The 14562-nt window shown below is 52.2% G+C and carries 13 protein-coding genes; 5 read left to right on the top strand and 8 right to left on the bottom strand.

What is annotated here, in order from left to right; translation table 11 throughout:
• The first annotated feature begins 79 nt into the window (after window positions 1-79).
• The 5 genes from WBL83_RS15420 to yegS all read left to right on the top strand — a co-directional run bounded on the left by WBL83_RS15420 (window position 80) and on the right by yegS (window position 6252).
• Complete coding sequence (locus tag WBL83_RS15420; RefSeq protein WP_424589973.1) at window positions 80-1495, top strand: MFS transporter; 1416 nt, start codon at window positions 80-82, stop codon at window positions 1493-1495.
• On the top strand, window positions 1492-2886 hold the full coding sequence (gene baeS, locus WBL83_RS15415) for a two-component system sensor histidine kinase BaeS (protein ID WP_424589972.1): 1395 nt from the start codon (window positions 1492-1494) through the stop codon (window positions 2884-2886). Before WBL83_RS15420 ends, baeS begins: the two co-directional genes overlap by 4 nt.
• A complete protein-coding gene (gene baeR, locus WBL83_RS15410) occupies window positions 2883-3605 on the top strand; it encodes a two-component system response regulator BaeR (RefSeq protein WP_424589971.1) in 723 nt (240 codons plus the stop codon). Before baeS ends, baeR begins: the two co-directional genes overlap by 4 nt.
• A 124-nt stretch (window positions 3606-3729) precedes the next feature.
• A complete protein-coding gene (yegQ, locus tag WBL83_RS15405) occupies window positions 3730-5091 on the top strand; it encodes a tRNA 5-hydroxyuridine modification protein YegQ (RefSeq protein ID WP_424589970.1) in 1362 nt (453 codons plus the stop codon).
• 261 nt (window positions 5092-5352) lie between these two features.
• Window positions 5353-6252 (top strand): lipid kinase YegS, encoded by a 900-nt coding sequence (yegS, locus tag WBL83_RS15400; RefSeq protein ID WP_424589969.1) that lies wholly within the window; start codon window positions 5353-5355, stop codon window positions 6250-6252.
• A 4-nt stretch (window positions 6253-6256) separates the two neighbouring features.
• On the opposite strand, the gene WBL83_RS15395 is transcribed toward yegS, so the two are convergent.
• The 8 genes from WBL83_RS15395 to WBL83_RS15360 all read right to left on the bottom strand — a co-directional run bounded on the left by WBL83_RS15395 (window position 6257) and on the right by WBL83_RS15360 (window position 14552).
• On the bottom strand, window positions 6257-6730 hold the full coding sequence (locus WBL83_RS15395) for a hypothetical protein (RefSeq protein WP_424589968.1): 474 nt from the start codon (window positions 6728-6730) through the stop codon (window positions 6257-6259).
• Window positions 6714-7502 carry a winged helix-turn-helix domain-containing protein gene (locus tag WBL83_RS15390; protein ID WP_424589967.1) on the bottom strand — a complete coding sequence of 263 codons (789 nt, stop codon included), beginning with the start codon at window positions 7500-7502 and terminating at the stop codon, window positions 6714-6716. The genes WBL83_RS15395 and WBL83_RS15390 overlap by 17 nt, the downstream gene beginning before the upstream one ends.
• A gap of 52 nt (window positions 7503-7554) precedes the next feature.
• Window positions 7555-8256 carry a fimbrial biogenesis chaperone gene (locus WBL83_RS15385; protein WP_424589966.1) on the bottom strand — a complete coding sequence of 234 codons (702 nt, stop codon included), beginning with the start codon at window positions 8254-8256 and terminating at the stop codon, window positions 7555-7557.
• Window positions 8228-9574, bottom strand: coding sequence for a fimbrial protein (locus WBL83_RS15380; RefSeq protein ID WP_424589965.1), 1347 nt, complete (start codon window positions 9572-9574; stop codon window positions 8228-8230). The genes WBL83_RS15385 and WBL83_RS15380 overlap by 29 nt, the downstream gene beginning before the upstream one ends.
• Window positions 9575-9586: 12 nt before the next feature.
• Window positions 9587-12106, bottom strand: a complete 2520-nt coding sequence (locus WBL83_RS15375) for a fimbria/pilus outer membrane usher protein (RefSeq protein ID WP_424589964.1) — start codon at window positions 12104-12106, stop codon at window positions 9587-9589.
• A gap of 23 nt (window positions 12107-12129) precedes the next feature.
• Window positions 12130-12834 (bottom strand): fimbrial biogenesis chaperone, encoded by a 705-nt coding sequence (locus tag WBL83_RS15370; protein WP_424589963.1) that lies wholly within the window; start codon window positions 12832-12834, stop codon window positions 12130-12132.
• Window positions 12835-12858: 24 nt separating this feature from the next.
• Window positions 12859-13395 carry a fimbrial protein gene (locus tag WBL83_RS15365; protein WP_424589962.1) on the bottom strand — a complete coding sequence of 179 codons (537 nt, stop codon included), beginning with the start codon at window positions 13393-13395 and terminating at the stop codon, window positions 12859-12861.
• Window positions 13396-13778: 383 nt separating this feature from the next.
• Complete coding sequence (locus WBL83_RS15360; protein ID WP_424590003.1) at window positions 13779-14552, bottom strand: ABC transporter ATP-binding protein; 774 nt, start codon at window positions 14550-14552, stop codon at window positions 13779-13781.
• Window positions 14553-14562: the final 10 nt, after the last annotated feature.

Here is a 14562-nt window from a genome sequence, read left to right as displayed (position 1 = left end):
CTTAACCGCCCTACAAAACTTGTCGTTGTAGGGTGGATAAGCGCCAGCGTCATCCACCGTTTTTGAAGGAAATGAATACATGACTGAGCTTCCCAGCGCCGTGCGCTGGCAACTGTGGATTGTCGCCTTCGGCTTCTTTATGCAGTCGCTCGACACCACCATCGTCAACACCGCCCTGCCCTCTATGGCGGCGAGCCTGGGGGAAAGCCCGTTACACATGCACTCGGTGATTGTTGCCTATGTGCTGACGGTGGCGGTGATGCTGCCTGCCAGCGGTTGGCTGGCTGACCGGGTTGGCGTGCGCAATATCTTCTTCACCGCCATCGTGTTATTCACCATCGGGTCGCTGTTTTGTGCTCACGCCTCAACGCTTAACGAACTGGTGATGGCGCGCGTGGTGCAAGGGATTGGCGGGGCGATGATGGTGCCAGTGGGGCGTTTGACGGTGATGAAAATTGTCCCGCGCGAACAGTATATGGCGGCCATGACATTCGTGACGTTGCCCGGGCAAATCGGCCCATTGCTCGGCCCGGCGCTGGGCGGGGTGCTGGTCGAGTACGCATCCTGGCACTGGATATTCCTGATCAATCTGCCGGTGGGCATTATCGGCGCTATCGCCACCTTATGGCTGATGCCGAACTACACCATGCAGACGCGTAAATTCGACATGATGGGTTTTGTGTTTCTTGCCTTTGGCATGGCGGCGCTGACCATCGCGCTGGATGGCGCAAAAGGTTTAGGCATCACCCCCTCCACGCTCTGGTTATTAGTCGGCGGTGGTGCGGCGGCGATTGCGCTCTATTTATGGCATGCCAAAGCCAATGACAATGCCTTATTTAACCTCAATTTGTTTAAAACTCATACCTTCTCCATTGGGTTGTTTGGCAGTTTTTGCGGCCGTATCGGCAGTGGGATGATCCCGTTTATGACGCCGGTCTTCCTGCAAATTGGCCTGGGATTTTCACCGTTCCACGCGGGTTTAATGATGGTGCCAATGGTGCTCGGCAGTATGGGCATGAAACGTATTGTGGTGCAGGTGGTTAACCGCTTTGGTTATCGTAATGTGTTAGTCGCCAGTACGCTGGCCTTAGCGCTGGTCATCCTGATGTTTATGGGCACCGCCCTGATGGGTTGGTACTACCTGCTGCCAGTGGTGCTGTTCTTGCTCGGCATGGTGAACTCCATGCGCTTCTCGTCAATGAATACCCTGACGCTGAAAGATTTGCCGGACGACCTCGCAAGCTCCGGCAATAGTATGCTGTCGATGGTCATGCAACTCTCTATGAGTATTGGCGTCACCATCGCCGGTCTGCTGCTCGGGCTGTATGGTCATCATCAGTTGACGGCAGATAGCGCGGCGGTGCATAGCGTCTTTATGTACACCTGGTTGAGCATGGCGCTGGTTATCGCCCTTCCGGCGTTTATCTTTGCCCGTGTTCCGAAAGACACCACCAAAAATGTCGTGATTGCGCGGCGTAAAAGGAGGAGCTCATGAAGCTCTGGCGGCCAGGCATTACCGGCAAACTGTTTTTGGCTATTTTCTCCACTTGCTTACTGGTGTTAGCCATTATGCATTGGGGCGTTCGGCTCAGCTTCGAGCACGGGTTTATTGATTACATCAAGCGTGGCAATGAACAGCGCCTGGAACTGTTGAGTGACGCGCTTGGGGAACAATATGCCCAGCACGGTAACTGGCAATTCCTGCGAAACAACGACCGCTTTATGTTCAAAATTCTGAAATCCTTTGAGCATGGCGATGAACAAAACCCAAAACTGCCGCCGCACGGCTGGCGCACGCAGTTCTGGGTGGTGGATCAGGATTTCAAAGTGCTGGTCGGCCCGCGTGGCCCGGTTCCCACTGACGGCATGCGCCGCGCCATTAACGTGAATGGACGCGATGCAGGCTGGGTGGTCGCCTCGCCCGTTGAGCGGCTAACGCGCAACACAGATATTAATTTTGACCGCCAGCAACGGCGCACCAGCTGGATTATCGTCGCGCTTTCCTCGCTACTGGCGGCGGCGGCTACATTTTTGCTGGCGCGAGGTTTACTGGCTCCGGTGAAAAGGCTGGTTGAAGGCACCCATAAACTGGCGGCGGGTGATTTCTCGACCCGCGTCGATTCCACCAGCCAGGATGAACTGGGTAAACTGGCACAAGACTTTAACCAACTCGCCAGCACGCTTGAGAAAAACCACAATATGCGCCGCGCCTATATGGCTGATATTTCTCACGAATTACGTACCCCGCTGGCTATTTTACGCGGCGAGCTGGAAGCGATTCAGGATGGGGTGCGCAAATTCACCCCTGAGTCGGTCGCATCGCTGCAGATGGAAGTGGCGACGCTGACCAAGCTGGTTGATGACCTGCACCAGTTGTCGATGTCTGACGAAGGGGCGCTGGCCTATCAGAAACAGTCGCTGGATATTATCAATCTGTTGGAAATTGCGGCCGGTGCGTTCCGTGAGCGTTTCAATTCGCGCGGTTTAACCATCCGCCTTGCGCTACCAGACAGCGTGAACATTTTTGGTGATAGTGACCGTTTAATGCAGTTATTCAATAATTTACTGGAAAACAGCCTGCGCTACACCGATGCCGGCGGGCAACTGGTGATTTCCGGTGAAGTCCTGCAACAGCGTTTTGTGATGCATTTCGCCGATAGCGCACCGGGCGTCAACGACGAACAGCTGACCATGCTGTTTGAGCGATTTTATCGCACTGAAGGTTCGCGCAACCGGGCCAGTGGCGGCTCAGGACTTGGGCTGTCGATCTGCCAGAACATTGTCGCCGCCCATAACGGCAAGCTTTATGCGACCCATTCGCCTTTCGGCGGGGTAAGCATTACAGTAGAGTTACCCTTGCAGCCAGAATCGTTGAGACCTGTATGACCGAATTACCCATTGACGAAAACACACCGCGCATCTTAATTGTTGAAGACGAGCCTAAGCTTGGGCAGTTGCTGATTGATTACTTACGCGCTGCGGGTTACGCGCCAGAACTGATCACCCACGGCGATAAAGTGCTGGCGTTTGTGCGCCAGACGCCGCCGGATCTGATCCTGCTCGATTTGATGCTGCCAGGCACCGATGGCCTGACATTATGCCGCGAGATCCGCCGATTCTCTGAAATCCCCATTGTGATGGTGACGGCCAAAATCGAAGAGATCGACCGTCTGTTAGGGCTGGAAATAGGTGCCGATGATTACATCTGCAAACCTTATAGTCCGCGTGAAGTGGTGGCGCGCGTCAAAACTATTTTGCGTCGCTGCAAACGCCAGCGCGATCCCATTCCTGCCGATGAAATCAGTCCACTGATTATCGATGAAAGTCGTTTCCAGGCCAGCTGGCGTGACAAACTGCTGGATTTAACGCCCGCTGAGTTTCGTCTGCTCAAAACACTTTCCCACGAACCGGGCAAAGTGTTTTCACGCGAACAACTGCTGAACCAGCTTTATGATGATTACCGTGTAGTGACTGACCGCACAATTGATAGCCATATCAAAAACCTGCGTCGCAAACTGGAATCTCTCGACGAAGAACAGTCGTTTATCCGTGCCGTGTATGGTGTGGGTTATCGCTGGGAAGCAGACGCCTGCCGGATTGCGTAAAGGTGGTTTCAGGAACTTATTGGCGCTATAATTCCCGCCCTAAAATTGTGGCTTAGTCACACGCTTTCAAACCACCGCACAGTATGCGGTGGTTTCTGACCTGAAATCAGACAACGAGAACCCCATGTTTAAACCAGAACTCCTTTCGCCAGCCGGAACGCTGAAAAATATGCGTTACGCCTTCGCTTATGGCGCCGATGCGGTCTACGCGGGACAACCGCGTTACAGCCTGCGTGTACGTAATAACGAATTCAATCACGAAAATTTACAGCTTGGCATTAATGAAGCCCATGAGCTGGGTAAAAAATTCTACGTGGTCGTCAACATTGCCCCACACAATGCCAAGCTGAAGACCTTTATTCGTGACCTGAAACCGGTTATCGATATGGGCCCGGATGCGCTGATTATGTCTGACCCGGGTCTTATCATGATGGTGCGTGAAGCCTTCCCTGAGATGGATGTTCACCTTTCCGTACAGGCTAACGCCGTAAACTGGGCGACGGTGAAGTTCTGGAAACAAATGGGGCTGACCCGCGTGATCCTTTCCCGCGAACTTTCCCTTGAAGAGATTGCAGAAGTACGCGAACAAGTGCCGGATATGGAGCTGGAAATCTTCGTCCACGGTGCCTTGTGCATGGCCTACTCTGGCCGCTGCCTGCTGTCGGGTTATATCAACAAACGCGATCCAAACCAGGGCACCTGCACTAACGCCTGCCGCTGGGAATATAAAGTCGAAGAAGGCAAAGAAGATGATGTGGGCAATATCGTCCATCTTCATGAGCCTATTCCGGTGCAGAACATCGAGCCTACGCTTGGCGCAGGGGCGCCGACCGACAAAGTATTTATGATGGAAGAAGCCAAACGTCCTGGCGAATATATGACCGCGTTCGAAGACGAACACGGCACTTACATTATGAACTCGAAAGATCTGCGAGCCATTGAACACGTTGAACGCCTGACCAAAATGGGCGTGCACTCGCTGAAAATCGAAGGTCGTACCAAATCTTATTATTACTGTGCCCGTACCGCACAGGTCTACCGCCGTGCGATTGATGATGCTGCTGCCGGTAAGCCATTCGACCCAACGCTTTTGACCACGCTCGAAGGCCTGGCGCATCGCGGTTACACCGAAGGTTTCCTACGCCGTCACAATCACGACGCGTATCAGAATTACGATTACGGCCACTCGGTTTCGGAAACTCAGCAGTTTGTCGGCGAGTTTACCGGTGAACGTCGCGGCGACCTGGCTGCGGTAAAAGTGAAGAATAAATTTCTGCTGGGCGACAGCCTGGAGTTGATGACGCCTCAAGGGAACGTCACGTTTACCCTCGAAGTGCTGGAAAATACCAAAGCGCAGCCGATTGAAGTCGCGCCGGGTGATGGTCATACGGTATGGATGCCTGTGCCGGAAGATGTATCGCTGGATTATGCTCTGCTAATGCGCAATTTAGCGGGTCAGACTTCGCGTGATCCGCACGCTAAATAGTTAATTTACGTTATTTTTTCGCGTTGAGATAATTCTTAGAAACCGATCACATACCGCTTCGTTTGATGCGGTTATTATCTCAGCGCTGAAAAACATAACCCATAAATGCTAGCTGTATCCACGAACCACCTCATTGGCCTGTGAAATCTCCCTTTCGCAGGCCTTCTTTTTTGCTATACCCCTCAGACTCATCCCGTTCTTACCCGTAAACTCTACGCATACAGTACACTTTGAATTCAACTACATTTCCTGAGGTATGCCATGGAGCAGTTTCCAGTAACGCTTGTTATCCTGAACGGTAAAGGTGCAGAAAACGACACCTTACGTAGCGCTGTGGAAGTCCTGCGTGGGGAGGGTTACACATTGCATATCCGTGTAACCTGGGAAAAAGGGGATGCGGTTCGTTATGTCGAAGAAGCCTCGCGTATCGGTGCGGCGACAGTGGTCGCAGGTGGCGGCGATGGCACCATCAACGAAGTAGCCACCGCGCTGGCAAAGCTTGCTCCTGAAAACCGCCCGGTGTTGGGGATTTTGCCTTTAGGCACCGCTAACGATTTCGCCACAAGTGTCGGGATCCCGCAGGAGTTAGACAAAGCGCTACAGCTGGCGATTGTCGGCAAAGGTGTGGCGATAGATTTGGTGCAGGTGAACGAATCATCCTTCTTTATTAATATGGCTACCGGCGGTTTTGGTACCCGTATTACGACCGAAACGCCTGAAAAGCTGAAAGCCGCACTCGGCGGCATCGCCTATTTTGTTCATGGACTGATTCGCATGGATACGCTCAAACCTGATACATGCGAAATTCGCGGAGAAGGTTTCGAGTGGCAAGGCGACGCACTGGTGATTGGTATTGGCAATGGCCGCCAGGCTGGCGGTGGGCAAGAGCTTTGCCCACAAGCGCTGATTAATGACGGGCTGCTGGAGCTGCGCATTTTTACCGGCGAAGAACTGCTACCAGCAATCTTTAATACCCTGACGCGCCCGGACGACAGCCCGAATATTATTGATGGGCGTTCATCATGGTTTGAGATCACCGCCCCACACGACATTACCTTTAACCTGGATGGCGAACCGCTGACGGGACAGAAATTCCGCATTGATGTTCGCACCAATGCGTTGAGCTGCCGTCTGCCGCCAAACTGCCCGCTATTGGGTTGATGGGTTACTTACTACAAAACAATGAAGGCGATCGGCTGGTGGTAAAAAGCCAGCTGGAGCCGGTTAATTGCTTGATATTAAGAAAAAACTTCGCATCAGGTTCTAAATAGAACAGCGGAAAGGTTCTCTTTAATAATGGCAGGTCAGTTGGATTTCCGGTTGAATCCGTCACTGACTTTGAAATGAGAAAATAATCATTTCCCTTACGCTGAAAATCAAAAAAGATATTCTGACTCACTTGTTCAACCGGAGCATTGTTCGATATCACTTCACCCCGCAGCAGCACCGCTCCGGTGTCACCATTAAAAACATATTGCATCGTGACATTGGCAATATTGTCTTCACGTTGAAGGGTTAATTCCCCGGTGCAGCTAAAATGGGTATTTTTCCAGTACAGATAACCCTTAACCGTCGCAATAGTGGATGCGATGAGTAACAATCCAGTTAATAACCATGATTTATTATTTGTCAATCGCATTGCCATCTTCCGTAATAACATAATGTGTGACACAGTGATTTTCTCGCCAGGCACTAAATGGACGCTCACAGGCCACAGCAGAAAAACGAGCGAAATTGTTATACGCCGTTAAATAGACATATTTATAATTTTCACAATTCATTTTAAAATCACGCGCATATAAGCGATGTTTTTTAAAGTCAGTCGTATCGGGATTAACAAAATAACTACAGTTACCCGGAGTAATTAACGGTTTAAATTCTGCAAAACGGTTATCCATACTCGCGTGCCAGGTTAAAAATGCCCCACCTACACAGAGCACGAACACCAGCGCACTTGCACCAGGCCATCCCTTAATCAGCGAAGCAGGCAAACGGCGCACCACCTTACGCGGTGGTGTTTGCACAGGCGTAGAAAGTTGTGGTTGCTCCGAAACAATCTTTGTACCTTCTTCACTGCGGGTTATTTTCAACGTATTTTCAAGTTTGACGCCGACCTTTGGGACGGTAACGATATAATCCTCATTGAGGCCAAACTCTTTAAATGCCCGACGCAAAAGGGAAATGTTTTGGTAAAAGGTATTATTAGTCACCTGGGCTCCATTACTCACCCATACTTCGTGGAAAAAATGTTCCCGAAGAACCACTTCCCCTTGATGATTAATCAATAATGCCAGGCATCTGCTCGCCGGTATACTCAGAGACAGAGGTGGCTGGTCGCTATTAATAGCGATAATCCTGTGTTTTTCAGGTAGAAAGGCCGCCACGCCATTCAGGATAATTTGTTTATTCACGTTATTCCTTACGCATTCAGACCAGGGGGTATAAAAGACTGATTAGATCCTTTTACTTAATCGACAAAGCATAACCCCACTGATTTCCCTCATCGTTAATTATGACAAATTTTACTACACCGTCCTGTAAATCTACCTTATTAAACGTAAAGAGAGGCTGCTGTGAAAAAGGTTTTAAGGTTATTCCCGTAGCAGAATAGCCAGCCATATTCACCTGCGCCAAAGAGATATTCCAGGGTGAAGGGTTGGATACCGTCAACCCCTCACTTGAGCGCGTAAATCGTAATTGCTTCCCCGCCTCTTGAGTCAACTTCCCGACTCCCGCTGGACGCCAGAACACCTTTAGCTGCGTACGAAACGCCAGCAGGATTTTTTCACTTTGCGCCACAGGCTGATTAGGCGGGATCTCATAAATATTGAGCCAAAACAGCGATTCACGATCGGCAGGCAAACCTTTACCGCTGGTGAGCAGCCGGAGAGAACGCTGTTCAAGCGGCGCCAGACGAAAAACAGGCGGCAGTACAACAAACGGCGATTCGGCCGTTTGCGGAATGCCTTGAGGGTCGCCATCGTCAATCCAGGCCTGCACCATTACCGGATAATCAGCACTGTTCGCAAGCGTAATGGATTGGGTCGCCGCGCCCTTGTCAAAGACTACTCGCGTAGCACTCAAATTCACCACCGCATGAGCGGGCAAGGCTAACCAAAGCCATAAAAACAGCAGCCTACTGCAGACGCATAAGGATTTGGGCATGAGCCTGATATCTCCCTGTTTGCAGTTGATCGCTTGAGAAACGCTCAAGATGCGCTTCAAATGTCTCGTGGTAACTATCAACACCGCTTTGGGTTCCGGTTTTGACCTGAGCGCCACCCAGCACTGGCACCCAACCTGCGCTTGTGCCTGTTCCACCAACATCGGAGGTGAGGAAGTTCATCGGGGTCCCGTTGCGCAATATCCTGACGCCAACGCCCCGCGCCTGGCCCGGCGCGCCGTAAGCATCATCAAGTAAATGAGTCACCGCACTCCCGCTGGTCAGGCCATATTTTTGCGCGGCCAGGACGTTCGCCACCGGAGCCAAAAATCCGAGTGCAACGTTCTGCTTGTTGGTGACCACGCCGGAAATGACGTTGGATTCGCAAGCAAATTCCAGCGAAAAAGGTGCGCTGACGCTGCGCCCTGCTCTGATATCCACGGCACTGATTCCCGGTAATTGCACAAAAGGCGTGAAATGGGTCACCTGGCAAATCGCCCCGCGACGCACGGTAATCCCATTATTGTAAAGGCTTATCACCGACGGCCAGTCGCCATACCAGCCAGCCCAGTTACCACCCCGATGCACCTGCCCCACTTTGATGCCATTCGACTCCAGTCCTGGGCCGCGAAACACAACATAAGCATTGGGGTTTACCCCGGCAAACGTGTATGTCGCATACGCGTTTGCAAAATATCGCGTATCCGCTGTTTTAATCAGCTCCACACGAATCGGCGAAAAATTTTTGGCTTTAATTAAAAAATTACCGTCTTTATCCGTATCAAAGTTGGTCATTGCCACCTGCTGCCAGATATCCGTGAATACCTGCCCGGTCGCTTCTAGCGTAATGCGCAGCGCGACATTTTTGGCATGGGTCAGATAAGCCCCCGGCACATCTTGCGCTTCATACCACCCGGCATAGACGTCATCGCCGTTGGTGGAAAACGCCTGGTAAAGCTGGCCTGCGGTATCCGGCGTACAGCGGAAAAATACCATTTCAGGATCCCATCCACCTTTGCGCGCATATTGGGTAAACGGGATCCCTCCGCCTGCTGCGAGTATCGTTCCGGGAGGCTGGAAAATATTATTGCTGCTGACATCAATCGATTTGCTCACGCCGGTCAGTTGCCCGTTCCAGCCATCTGCTCCACCGTTACCGCGCCATCGACTGGTTTTGCCATCACTGGCCGAACTCAGGCGATGTGAACCGAACTGACTGTTCGCACCGGTATACGGCTCAATAATGTATTCACATGCCGCCTGTCCCGTGGCGCTTAACATCATCAGTAGGCCGAACGCGAGTGTTGTCCTGGTTTTCACTTATTGGTTTCCTTACGCATCCGAACATTGAGCAGTCAGCGCGATTATCGCCCGCTGAGGTTGGTCATCGGTTAACTGATATTGAAAAACGCAGCTTTCGTCAGGGCCCGCGCCCCAACGCACGGTCAACTGTCCTTGCGTTGCCGGTAAACGGGCATACACCTGATTAGCCTGCCCGACCATCCCGACGACTTGATTATCTTCATCGAAGACTTCCGCCCCTTGAGGGAGCGAACCACGGCGTGATGTGACATCAATCAACGCCGCGGTCCCTTTTATAGTTGAGAACGATATCTTCACCGCGGCCCCGGCATACGGCGCAACGCGCTGCTGATTATCCTCAAGCTCAATGTCGGCCGCCATATTACGGGTGTCTAACTGAACATTGTTAAAACGATAGGGCGTTAGCGACGGCACAAGCGCGAAGCCTTGAGCGTTGATGGCGGCCCCCTGACCATTACTGACGCGAGCCCCTTCGGCGCCTTTTGCTTCCACCAGCGCGAAGGTATCGCCAAGCCACGGCCCAGCCGTGACACCGCCGCGATGCACCACCGCTGCACCCCGCATTCCACCGGACCATTGCTTGTAGTTTTCTGCCTGCGAATAGCTGCCATTCAGGGTGCCAAATGAGGTCATTTTTTGCAGCGAGGCGCTCCAGTTCTTTTGTGCAGCCTCGCCCGAATTGTTCTGGTATCCCGCTGAGACGGCATAGCTTGCGCTATCGTCCTCACTGATGGAGCCCGCCAGTGATGCCTGATAACTCGTGCCACTGTTTTTGCTGTGGCTGGCGGAAAGCGAGAGATAATCTTCGCGTTCACCAAACGTTAGCGGTACGGAGAAGGTCAGCGTGACAATATTTTCCGTCTGCCCGTGTCTGGCATTCTGCCCTGGCAGTCCATCTGCCCGTCGCGTGGTATCACGCCAGAATGTTTGCTGGCGACTTGCAGCCAGGTTGTAGCTTATTTGCCGCCACTGATTGGCATAACCAAACTGAAGCTGCGTATTGCGCCCACGCTCGCCGTAGTAATCGCTCACCGAACCGGAAAGCCATATCGAGCCATAACTACCCAGCTGCTGGTTAACGGTGGCGATAAACTGGTTGCGCTGCGAAAGCGTATCCGAACGCCAGACGTCACTGTCTTTAGCGACATTTCGTTCGCCCAGCACATCACTGAAATCACGGTATCCGGCGGTGGAATATCGATAGCCCGCCAGCGACACATTGGTGCCGGTTGCGCTAAATGAACGGCTCCAGGAAAGCTGGGTTCGCCAGCCGGTTTGTTTGCCATCCGGGAGCTGTGCGGATGACGCCGTCACATCCGCGCCAATCGCCCCAAGTTCCGATGCCCAGACGCCACCCAGAACGGTGGAAACGTACTCTTTCCCCAGTCGAACCCCGCCGTTAGCCGTCAGGCTGTTGGCAATCCCGCGTTCAAGAGTGAAATCACCGAACCAGTTGTCATCGGTATTGTAATCACGCGCTCGCCCGATAACCGCGTTATAACGCCAGACGCCAGGGCGCAAAGAGAGCGGCAGAGCGGAAAACGGCACCGTAAACTGGCTGCGGCTGCCGTTGGCTTCAATCACATCAACCTGCAAATCTCCTTGCCAGGCCGTGCTGGCAAGATCGTTAATCACAAACGGACCCTGCGCCACGTTGGTTTGGTACAACGTGCGCCCGTTCTGGCTGACCACCACACGCGCCGCACTTGCCGCGGTACCGCGAATTTCGGGTGCGTATCCCTGGCGGGATTGCGGCCACATCCGCTGGTCGGTTTCCAGTTTGACGCCAGTAAACGCCATACTGCTAAACAGGCTGCCACCACTGTAACTTTGCCCGGCGCTCAGGGTGCTTTGCAGCGCCGCAACCGGGCGTTGTAGCCAGGTTTGTAAGTTATCCCACTGGTAACGTTTTTTATCCCCATAACGGCTATAGCTTGCGGAGGATTGCTGGCGCATCTGCCACAAACCAAAGTTAATGCCCGCTGTCAGCCCCAACCAGCCGTACTCGCTCTGGCTTCCACCCGCGTCACTGTAATAAAAATTACTGTTGTAATTGGTGAACAGCAGGCTTTCACCCGCCTGCCACTGCTCGGGGGCAACGTAATCGTGCGGCACCTGCACCATTTCAGCCTGGGGGATGGCAACATCCAGCCGTAATACCGCGTTATCAAAGATATAACTTGCCCCTGCGACGCGTTTTGCGGGGCTTAAACAGTTTTCACTGGAGGGCGTGCTCAATGGCAGCACACCATTTTGTTCATAAAAAGCCAGCGGCAAACAAGGCGTCACATCCTCGCCTTCACTACGAAACATCACGCCTTCACGGGCGATAAAACGTCCGTTTAGCCAGATATCCACCAGATACTGACCCGGTGCCACCGAAGCCTCGCTGTTGAAGCGTGCAAGCCCTTGCCCGTAATCGCTCCCCAACAATAAGGCATCGTCGAAGGTATAGCTTTCGGCCTGTGAGACGAATGGCAATGCCCATCCGCCCAGTAAGCAAAGGCTTAACCAGTGATGTTTTTCCATAATTTTGCTTCCCTGCAAAGCCGCTAATGCTTCAGTGGAAGTGTTCCGCTCAGATAAGCGCCCTGGTCGTTAATCCATGTCATCTTCACGCTGTCGCCCGAAGGTGTGCCCGCTAAGCGCCACGATTTTGTCGCACCGGGGGCAATCATTTCGCCACTCAACGTCACGGGCTTACTGGCAACCGTCACCACCACATGGGCAACCGATGCGAAATAACCGCTGTGGTTGGTGAGGCTCAGTTGGCGGCCTGAAACCGAAGCGATTGTCGTTTTGTCCAGGGTATCCGGCGAGCCTTGTAATCCCGCGGGACGCCAGAACACTTTCATACGACTGCGCAGCATGACGATCATCTGACTGGAGGCTTCACTCCCTTTAGCCACTGGCGGGATTTGCAAGGTATTGAGCCAGAACACCGACTCTTTATCATTTGGCAAATCCGCGCCAGTAAACTGCAGGCGCAGGGTTTGACCGCTGTGCGCGGCCATGCGAAACATAGGAGGAGTCAGCACAAAGGGTGCGCGTGCGGTTTGCGGTGTTGACTGCGCATCGCCACTGTCCAGCCAGGCTTGCATGACATTCGGAAAGTCATCCTGGTTGGTTAACTGCACACTGACTTGCTTAGCCTCCGCTGGATACACCACGCGGTTGCCCGTCATCACAACACTTGCCTGGCTGCTTAAACAGGCACCCAGCAGAGCAAACGTCAGCAAACTTCTCCCTGAACTCATGTTCATCCCCTACGCGGTGCACGATTAAAGATAAGAAATTGCGTACTGCACTGCGGCGACGACATCACCCGCGCCAGCATTACCGGTTGGTGAGTAGTACTGCACGGCGTAATCGTGTTCACCGGAATGTTCCCCTGCCGGGATTGAGATCCCTGCAACAGCCGTTGGGTTACTCAGATCGATAACCGTCTTGCCCGAGGCATCTGTTAGCAATTGCAGCTCAACGTTCGCAGCTGTACCGCTACTGGCAAGGTTCCCGCTGCTGGTGACGTTGGTGCCAATAAACAAGGTTTTGATCTCTAAATTCGAGCTGTCTACGCTGCATCCACTAACGCCCATGGTGAACGTGGTCAGCCCTGCCGAAGAACCTGCGTCCGCAAGTTCACTTTTAGAGATGGTCGGTAACAGTACGACAGGGCGAGCAGATGAACCGTTAACGGTTACTGAACAAGTTTGATCGGTGATTTCACCTTTAAAGGTGATGGTATTTGTTGATTCCGCGAAAGACGCGCCGCTTAATAAAGCTGTCGTGCCGAATATTACAGGTAATAAAGCTTTCATCTTGTTGTCCTTGTGGTGTTGCTTTTGTCCTTATCGTGCAGTGCGAAATCCCAGAGCAAATAAGCCTGTTCCTGATAAATAAACAGATAAGGTTAAGCAGTTGAGAGTGATATATAACCTTAAGCAGAGACACTGCTGAAGGTAGGGTCATGTTATTGCTTCTTAGGAAAATTCCTAGATTTGTTTTCTGAATAATCTTTTCCGCCTTTCTTATATAAGAAAAACATCTTATATAAGAACGCAAGACCTGATTAAATTCATACTGTTATGATGTTTATCGAGAGATGAACGCGAAAAGGGAGTGATGCAGAATTATTTATCTTAACTATAAAAAACGCGTCAGGGGTGACCTGACGCGCGGTATTACTGGAGGTTTGCATTAATTAAAACTGAGCGACCTGGCTTGCCATTTCACGACTATATTGACGACTGGCGTTAACCAGCATTTGTGTATAAGGATTTTGTGCCGCTCCCTTTAATAATTCATCGGTAGTTAATGCTTCAAGAATACGACCATGTTGCATTACGCCCACGCGATGACATAAATGTGCAATTACGCCTAAATCGTGTGTCACCATTAAATAGGTGAGTTTCGATTCTTGCTGTAAATCCGAAAGCAAATTGAGAATTTCCGCCTGCACGGAAACATCCAGCGCCGATGTCGGTTCATCAAGCAGCAGCACTTGCGGCTCGAGCACCAGCGCACGGGCAATCGCGACGCGCTGGCGTTGCCCGCCGGAAAGCTGGTGCGGGTAGCGGCTGCGAAACGCGCGGTTGAGCCCGACTTTATCGAGCATCATATTGATACGTCGGTCGCGGTCAGTGAAGCCCTGAATTTGCAGCGGTTCCTCCAGAATATCGCCGATGGTGTGGCGCGGATGCAGCGAACCGTAGGGGTCCTGAAACACCATCTGCACCATGCGGCAACGTTCACGGCTAATTTTGTGCTCCAGCTCAGTAGCGTCAATCACCAGCTTGCCCTGCCAGTGGGTGAACAATCCCGCCAGACATTTCAGCACCGTGGTTTTCCCGGAACCAGACTCCCCGACCAGGCCAAAAATTTCCCCTTCGCCGACGCTGAAATTAACATCGAACAGCACCTGGTTGGTTTTCGCCCCTTCGCCAAAGGTTAAATTGAGCTGGCTGACTTCAATCATGGATGACATG

Source organism: Buttiauxella sp. (assembly GCF_049686335.1).
Taxonomy (GTDB): domain Bacteria; phylum Pseudomonadota; class Gammaproteobacteria; order Enterobacterales; family Enterobacteriaceae; genus Buttiauxella.
Note: the sequence above shows the minus strand (reverse complement) of the source record. Positions and strands in the feature narration are given on the sequence as shown.

Excerpts from the sequence above, each read along its gene's own strand:
- WBL83_RS15370 (WP_424589963.1), bottom strand. The coding sequence starts at position 12,834 with ATGAGTTCAGGGAGAAGTTTGCTGACGTTTGCTCTGCTGGGTGCCTGT.
- baeS (WP_424589972.1), top strand. The coding sequence starts at position 1,492 with ATGAAGCTCTGGCGGCCAGGCATTACCGGCAAACTGTTTTTGGCTATT.
- WBL83_RS15395 (WP_424589968.1), bottom strand. The coding sequence starts at position 6,730 with ATGCGATTGACAAATAATAAATCATGGTTATTAACTGGATTGTTACTC.
- WBL83_RS15420 (WP_424589973.1), top strand. The coding sequence starts at position 80 with ATGACTGAGCTTCCCAGCGCCGTGCGCTGGCAACTGTGGATTGTCGCC.
- WBL83_RS15375 (WP_424589964.1), bottom strand. The coding sequence starts at position 12,106 with ATGGAAAAACATCACTGGTTAAGCCTTTGCTTACTGGGCGGATGGGCA.
- yegQ (WP_424589970.1), top strand. The coding sequence starts at position 3,730 with ATGTTTAAACCAGAACTCCTTTCGCCAGCCGGAACGCTGAAAAATATG.
- baeR (WP_424589971.1), top strand. The coding sequence starts at position 2,883 with ATGACCGAATTACCCATTGACGAAAACACACCGCGCATCTTAATTGTT.
- WBL83_RS15365 (WP_424589962.1), bottom strand. The coding sequence starts at position 13,395 with ATGAAAGCTTTATTACCTGTAATATTCGGCACGACAGCTTTATTAAGC.
- WBL83_RS15385 (WP_424589966.1), bottom strand. The coding sequence starts at position 8,256 with ATGCCCAAATCCTTATGCGTCTGCAGTAGGCTGCTGTTTTTATGGCTT.
- WBL83_RS15360 (WP_424590003.1), bottom strand. The coding sequence starts at position 14,552 with ATGATTGAAGTCAGCCAGCTCAATTTAACCTTTGGCGAAGGGGCGAAA.
- yegS (WP_424589969.1), top strand. The coding sequence starts at position 5,353 with ATGGAGCAGTTTCCAGTAACGCTTGTTATCCTGAACGGTAAAGGTGCA.